Annotated in this window: 7 protein-coding genes; 5 read left to right on the top strand and 2 right to left on the bottom strand. The window is 41.0% G+C overall.

The features are described from left to right. Positions 1–20: 20 nt before the first annotated feature. Positions 21–506 carry a hypothetical protein gene (locus CXF89_RS06760; protein WP_121954160.1) on the top strand — a complete coding sequence of 162 codons (486 nt, stop codon included), beginning with the start codon at positions 21–23 and terminating at the stop codon, positions 504–506. 41 nt (positions 507–547) lie between these two features. On the opposite strand, the gene CXF89_RS06755 is transcribed toward CXF89_RS06760, so the two are convergent. Then, positions 548–1,753 carry an anhydro-N-acetylmuramic acid kinase gene (locus tag CXF89_RS06755; RefSeq protein WP_121954159.1) on the bottom strand — a complete coding sequence of 402 codons (1,206 nt, stop codon included), beginning with the start codon at positions 1,751–1,753 and terminating at the stop codon, positions 548–550. Positions 1,754–1,902: 149 nt separating this feature from the next. On the opposite strand from CXF89_RS06755, the gene CXF89_RS06750 reads away from it, so the two are divergent. The 4 genes from CXF89_RS06750 (at position 1,903) to CXF89_RS06735 (ending at position 6,129) form a co-directional block, all read left to right on the top strand. Beyond that, complete coding sequence (locus tag CXF89_RS06750) at positions 1,903–2,409, top strand: GNAT family N-acetyltransferase (RefSeq protein WP_121954158.1); 507 nt, start codon at positions 1,903–1,905, stop codon at positions 2,407–2,409. Positions 2,410–2,588: 179 nt separating this feature from the next. After that, positions 2,589–3,617 (top strand): NADP-dependent oxidoreductase, encoded by a 1,029-nt coding sequence (locus CXF89_RS06745; RefSeq protein ID WP_121954157.1) that lies wholly within the window; start codon positions 2,589–2,591, stop codon positions 3,615–3,617. 50 nt (positions 3,618–3,667) lie between these two features. Next, on the top strand, positions 3,668–4,285 hold the full coding sequence (locus CXF89_RS06740) for a glutathione S-transferase family protein (protein WP_010554991.1): 618 nt from the start codon (positions 3,668–3,670) through the stop codon (positions 4,283–4,285). Between the two features lie 224 nt (positions 4,286–4,509). Next, complete coding sequence (locus CXF89_RS06735; RefSeq protein ID WP_121954156.1) at positions 4,510–6,129, top strand: methyl-accepting chemotaxis protein; 1,620 nt, start codon at positions 4,510–4,512, stop codon at positions 6,127–6,129. Between the two features lie 71 nt (positions 6,130–6,200). Here CXF89_RS06735 and CXF89_RS06730 read toward each other — a convergent pair whose 3' ends face one another. Further along, entirely contained in the window at positions 6,201–6,509 is a 309-nt protein-coding gene (locus CXF89_RS06730; RefSeq protein ID WP_010554993.1) for a YkgJ family cysteine cluster protein, read from the bottom strand. Positions 6,510–6,551 lie beyond the last annotated feature (42 nt).

The following is a 6,551-nucleotide window of genomic DNA, read 5'->3' as shown; positions in this document are numbered from 1 at the left end:
ACTCAAGAAGACTAAGTAAGATGAGTACACCCTTAGTGCAACTAACATTTGCACTGCAATCATTTGATGATTCTATGTCTGCGGCGATGAGCCACGCTATGGAATATGAAAAGCTATCGCTAAAAGCCAATGCTGCGCATAACATTACGCTGCAGTGTGTGTTGCCTGATGGCGCAAATGAGAGCGATGTTATTTCACTAAGTGCAACGCAGCCCAGTGCACGTGGGGCGCAGTATTTTACTGAAAAAACGCTGAGCAATGCAGACCTTGAATCTGGTACTGTAAATCTAACTTTAAGTGACATTACACAAAGCCAGTGTTTTGTAGTGCAAATGATGCTGCATGGAAAAAACACGACTTTAAAAGAAAGCCAACAACTCGATGTATACATTAAAGCATTTGAGCAAGGCTATATTCCTGAGCAAATAAAAACTGAACATACCAAGTCACAGGGCGTTCGTAGCTACTTTGCGAGTATGGGTTCTACGTTTTTATCGCTGTTTTAGTGCTGGCTGCACTTAAATTACGCGACGCGTCTTATAAGTTATTAATCAGCAAAACTTACTTTACCCATAGTAACTCCCGCAATACCTTGTGCAGTATTACTTAGGTGTTGCTGCTCTCCTGCTAGGCATTCGTTTGCTAAAATAGCAAATAACACGGCCTCTTTGGCATCGGGATTTATACCTAAATCGTCGGTGTTTTTAAAAGCCTTAATACGTGGACAAAGCGCTGTAAGTTGCGCCATTAGTAACGGGTTATGAATACCGCCACCACTTGCATACACCACACAATTTTGTGCGCGCTCTGCACACTCGTTTAATGCATTTGCTATAACGGTTGCAGTAAAGGTATTTAAGGTGGCCATCACATCTTCATGGCTTAAGTGTTGTGTATTTGTAAGCTGCTGTGCGGCGTTTAAATACGCTAAGTTAAATACCTCCGGCCCTGTGGTTTTAGGCATTGGGAGTTTAAAAAATGCGTTATTACATAAAGCATTCAATAATGGCGTATTTACCTTGCCTGCTTTTGCTATTTTTGCGCCATCGTCATAATGTAGCCCTATAAAATGTTGCTGTACGTAGGCATCCATAATGGTATTACCAGGGCCAATATCGCTACTAAACACACCGTTTGCATCGCCATTTTTTAGTAAAAACGTTAAGTTAGCTATGCCGCCCATGTTTAGCAAAACCCGACTCTCAACAGCGCTCGAAAAATACAAATAATCGCCATACACAGCAAGTGGTGCACCCTCGCCTCCTGCGGCTATGTGTTTTTGCCTAAAGTCACCAATGGTTGTAATGCCGGTAGTAACAGCTATTTGGTCGCTATCGCCAATTTGTAAGGTGCCATTAGTAAAGCTTTTGTGGTTATGTTGCGACTGTGGGCAGTGGTAAATTGTTTGCCCGTGGCTGGCTATTACATCAATACTTGCCGGATTTATCTGCCAAGTATGTAAGCACTGATTAACCATATCACCATGGAGTTTACCTACCCATGGGTGTAATAAAGTTACAAGCTCTAAATCGCACTCTCGTTTGGCAAATACCTGCTTTATTTTAGTTTTATAATCGTCATTGTAGTCAACGGTGGAAAAATTTAAAACCTCAATGTGTGTATTTAAGCCCGCGCCCGTTACTTTACACAGTGCAACATCAAGCCCGTCCAACGAGGTACCGCTCATTAAACCAATAATTAAACGGCTTGGTTTTTGGGCGCTGTTATAAAGCGCTTTAATGTGAGGGTGCATAATGGCATCTAAAATAGGTGTAATATTTTGCTTATATTAGAGGACTTTAAAACAAAGTAATAGCCGTAAACCGTTTAATTTAGGTTCTGATTGTTTAACTCTTAAATGATTGTTAAGTTAGTGTGCATACTAAAAATTTATGAAAAAATATGATCACCCTCAGAGAGTTTAAAGCCCAAGACGCGCCTTTTATTATTAACACCTTAAATGATGAACAGGTAACGCGTTATTTATCGTCAAAAATTCCGTTTCCGTATACGCAAGCCGATGCAAACTGGTGGATAAGCCAAGGCTCAAAAAACGGCGTAATTGACGCAACGGCTAAGGCCATTGAGGTTAATGGGCAATTTGCCGGCTGTATTGGCATAACTCCCGGCGAATTTGAATACAGCCACAGTGGCGAAATTGGTTATTGGCTAAATAAAGCCTATTGGGGGCAAGGCATTATTACTCGCGCTATTGAACTTATATGCAATGAAGCGTTTGCGCAATCCAACATAAACAGAATTTTTGGCGCTGTGTTTGCTGGTAATACCGGCTCTATGAAAGCACTTATTAAAAGTGGCTTTGAGCAAGAGGCTGTGCTTAAACAGGCCATTTATAAAAACGGGGTATTTTACAACAATCATATATTTAGTAAGCTCAAAGCAGACTAATTACTCTAATTAAATTTGCGCAAAGGTTGAATTATCAACCACCCGCCCAAAACTCCTTTATTAAGGTACGCATTGTACATATTCATACTGCTTAGCCGCGCATTATTGTTTAGCTGAACACGATTTTTAAAGCGTAAACATTCGGTAAGTAGTTTATTTATATTAATAGGAGATCTTTTATGTCTACGACTAGTCGCCAACTTACTCTTGAATCACGCCCTAATGGCGCTCCAACAGATGAAAACTTTAAATTAAAAACGGTAGAGCTTCCTGCTCTAAAAGACGGCGAAGTTTTACTACGTACTATTTACCTATCATTAGACCCGTATATGCGAGGCCGTATGAGTGATGCTAAGTCGTACGCTGACCCAGTTAATATTGGCGATGTAATGGTTGGCGCAACCGTGTGCCAAGTAGAAGAGTCTAAAAACGATAAGTTTAACGAAGGCGAGTGGGTACTTGCCTACACAGGTTGGCAAGACTACGCCATTACCGACGGCGAAGGCTTAATGCAATTAGGTAAAGAGCCTGCAAACCCTTCATACGCATTAGGTATTATGGGTATGCCTGGCTTTACTGCTTACATGGGTTTACTTGATATTGGCCAGCCTAAAGAAGGCGAAACCGTAGTTGTTGCAGCAGCAACAGGCCCAGTAGGTGCAACGGTTGGTCAAATAGCTAAAATTAAAGGCTGTAAAGTAGTGGGTGTTGCTGGTGGTAGCGAAAAATGTGCACACGCCGTTGAAAAACTAGGGTTTGATGCCTGTATTGATCACAAAGCTGATGACTTTGCAGAGCAGTTAGAAAAAGCCTGTAATAAAGGCATTGATGTTTACTACGAAAATGTGGGCGGTAAAGTATTCGACGCCGTATTACCACTATTAAATACCGCAGCACGCGTACCATTGTGTGGTTTAGTATCGCAATATAACGCTACTAGCTTGCCAGAAGGCCCAGACCGTTTAGGTATGCTAATGGGTCAATTGCTTACTAAGCGTATTAAAATGCAAGGCTTTATCATTTTTGATGATTACGGCGACCGTTACGACGAGTTTGCACAAGACATGCAAAAATGGCTGCAAGACGGAAAAATTCAATACCGTGAGCACATGGTAGAAGGCATCGAAAATACAGTAGGCGCGTTCAACGACATGATATGCGGTAAAAACTTTGGTAAAACTGTGGTTAAAATTAATAACCCACTTTAATTTTAAACGGCTTGTAAGGCCAAGTCCTTACAAGCCAAAAAAGGACTGACATGATCAAACTACACCATTTAAATAAATCACGTTCTAAACGCGTAATTTGGCTTTTAGAAGAGCTAAATGTTGACTACGAAATTGTGGCTTATCAGCGTAATAAAGACACCTTCCTAGCTCCTGACGAACTAAAGCATATTCATCAACTTGGTAAGTCACCGGTAATTGAAGATGGCGGTTTAATTATTGCTGAATCAGGCGCTATTACCGATTACCTTATTACTAAATACGGCAACGGTAAATTTGCACCAAAAGTAGATACCGCTGAATATGTTGACTATCAGCAATGGCTGCACTTTGCAGAAAGCTCAGCAATTTTACCGCTTTTACTTAAAATGTTTGTACTAAAAGACGGCGCTAAAACGCAGTTTTTAGAAGGCTATGCTGACGCTGAAACAGCTAAAGTAATTAGCTACTTTAACGACCGCCTTGAAGGTAAACGTTATTTAGTGGGCGATACCCTAACGGGCGCTGACTTTATGATGTCGTTTATTGTTGAAATAGTTAAAAACTCAGGTCAACTAGCGCACTTTAAAAACCTCGTTAAATACGACGAGCAATTACAAAGCCATGAGAAGTTTCATACAGCTAATGAGCTAGAAGCAAAGTACGACTAAACTTTTATATAATATTTTTATATAACACTAAGGGGCATTTAGCCCCTTTTTTAATGCCTGAAAAACACTCCTCATTAAAGTTACGCTTGTAAACTAAATTAACAAACAATCCCTTATTGCTAATAAAACTTTAATTAATAAGGCATAATGCTGCTATTGTTTTAGAATAATCACTAATAATACAAGCTGCTCTTGCGCGTATTGACTCACACTTGGGATCAACCATGACCATAAACATGCGTTTAACGACCGGCTTTGGCGTAATTTTATCAATGATGCTTATTTTAACCATTATTGGCATTTCGCGCGTTAGCCTCATTAATAATAACATTACCCACATGACCGACGTAAATTCGGTAAAGCAACGTTACGCAATTAACTTTAGAGGCAGCGTACACGACAGAGCAATAGCCGTGCGCGATGTAGTGCTAATTACCGATCAAAGCAGTTTAAGCACCGTGTTAAAGAGCATAAAAGAGCTAAACGCATTTTACCAAACATCAAGCCGATCTATGGCCGAGCTAATGGGTAATATGAATAATGAAGAGCGCGCTCTAATTAATAAAATAAATCAAATAGAGCAGCGCACTCAACCTTTCATTCAAGGTGTAATAAACGCTAAAAATGCAGGAAACCTAAACGAAGCTGAGCGCATTTTATTAACCGATGCGCGCCCTGCGTTTACCCAGTGGCTAAATGTTATAAACCAATTTATAAACCTGCAAGAGCAAGCAAATCAAACCACCACTATCGATACTCTCGATATTGCCAGCTCGTTTAAAATTTGGATGATTTCGCTCACCGCACTTGCCTTTTTAATAGGCATAAGCGTTGCGTATGTTATTAGCCAACTGATCAGAAATTCAGTAGGTGGCGAACCACAAGAAGCTGCTGAAGTAATTGCCCTTATTGCGCAAGGCGACTTAAGAGGTGATGTACAGTCGTGTTGCCCAAATAGCATGATGGCTTCTGTAGGGGTTATGCAATCTAAATTAAAAACCATTGTAGATAGCATTATTAACTCATCTGAAGAGCTTTCTACTCACTCTGCAAGCGTAGCGTCTGGCTCGCAGCAAGCACTTAGTGCCGCTGACGCACAAGTAACTTATACAAACTCGGCAGTAAGCAGCCTAGAAGAAATGAGCCGTAGTATCCATGCTGTAGCCGACTCAGTTAGGCAAACAGAAGATAACTCAAAAATAACCGCGCAATTATCGCAGCAAGGTAGTATTGCAGTGCAAAAAGTAGCGGCCGAAATTGAGCAAATTTCAGTAACCGTAAAAGCCACAGTTACCCAAGTAAACGTGCTGCAAGAACATGTAAAACACATTGGCGATATTTTAAGTGTGATCCGCAGTATTTCTGATCAAACAAACTTGCTTGCACTAAATGCAGCAATAGAAGCTGCAAGAGCAGGCGAAACAGGCCGAGGGTTTGCTGTTGTTGCTGACGAGGTAAGACAACTTGCCCAGCGTACTGGTGATGCAACAGGCGACATTGAGAAGATGATTTTGCAAGTACAAGAAAACACGCAAGCGTCGGTAACAGCTATGGAAACCACAGTACCACAAGTAGAAAATGGCCTAACGCTTACTCACGAAGCAAACGAGTTACTGCATCAAATACAGCAACAAGCTAACGATTCATTAAGTAACGTGCTTGAAATTGTTGAATCAACATCAAACCAAGTAGCCACCGTGGCGCAAATTAGTACCGGCGTTGAAGAAATTGCCAGTATGTCCAAAGAAACCAGCATGTCGCTTAACAGTAACGCACAAGAAGCCGTTGCATTAGCTGACCTTTCAAATACACTTAAAAAGTATATTAGCTACTTTAAAGTTTAATTTTTATAGTAAGCAATAAACAAAGGGGCTTTTAAGCCCCTTTGTTGTTTATGTACTTTAATAATAGCGGACTATATACCCGCTAAATCGCGCTCGGTAATACACTCACCCGACGCCATTTCAAACTCGCGGCAAACTAATGGGCGGTTTTCGTAAATAGAGCACATAAGCGTATTGCGGTCGAGTGCTTGGCACCAACCGTCGTCAGCGCGTTTCATTACTTCGCTGCCCCATTTATCGTATTCAATGTAGTTAAAAGGCACGCCGGTGTCGGTTACTATGCGCACTTCTAATTGGCAACAACAGGCTTGGCAGTTAGCACACGTAACGGGCTCTGGGGTAGTAGAAATATTTTCAACGGGAATAACAATATGAGGCATAGTGGCTTACTTTTTTGAATAAGCCACTAGGATACAGTAACT

It is taken from the genome of Pseudoalteromonas sp. MelDa3 (assembly GCF_002863625.1).
Classification (GTDB): domain Bacteria; phylum Pseudomonadota; class Gammaproteobacteria; order Enterobacterales; family Alteromonadaceae; genus Pseudoalteromonas; species Pseudoalteromonas arctica.
This window is presented reverse-complemented; position numbering and strand designations above follow the sequence as displayed.

What these genes read in the sequence shown, in the direction of transcription:
- CXF89_RS06760 (WP_121954160.1), top strand. Translation starts at nt 21, where the DNA reads ATGAGTACACCCTTAGTGCAACTAACATTTGCACTGCAATCATTTGAT.
- CXF89_RS06755 (WP_121954159.1), bottom strand. Translation starts at nt 1,753, where the DNA reads ATGCACCCTCACATTAAAGCGCTTTATAACAGCGCCCAAAAACCAAGC.
- CXF89_RS06750 (WP_121954158.1), top strand. Translation starts at nt 1,903, where the DNA reads ATGATCACCCTCAGAGAGTTTAAAGCCCAAGACGCGCCTTTTATTATT.
- CXF89_RS06745 (WP_121954157.1), top strand. Translation starts at nt 2,589, where the DNA reads ATGTCTACGACTAGTCGCCAACTTACTCTTGAATCACGCCCTAATGGC.
- CXF89_RS06740 (WP_010554991.1), top strand. Translation starts at nt 3,668, where the DNA reads ATGATCAAACTACACCATTTAAATAAATCACGTTCTAAACGCGTAATT.
- CXF89_RS06735 (WP_121954156.1), top strand. Translation starts at nt 4,510, where the DNA reads ATGACCATAAACATGCGTTTAACGACCGGCTTTGGCGTAATTTTATCA.
- CXF89_RS06730 (WP_010554993.1), bottom strand. Translation starts at nt 6,509, where the DNA reads ATGCCTCATATTGTTATTCCCGTTGAAAATATTTCTACTACCCCAGAG.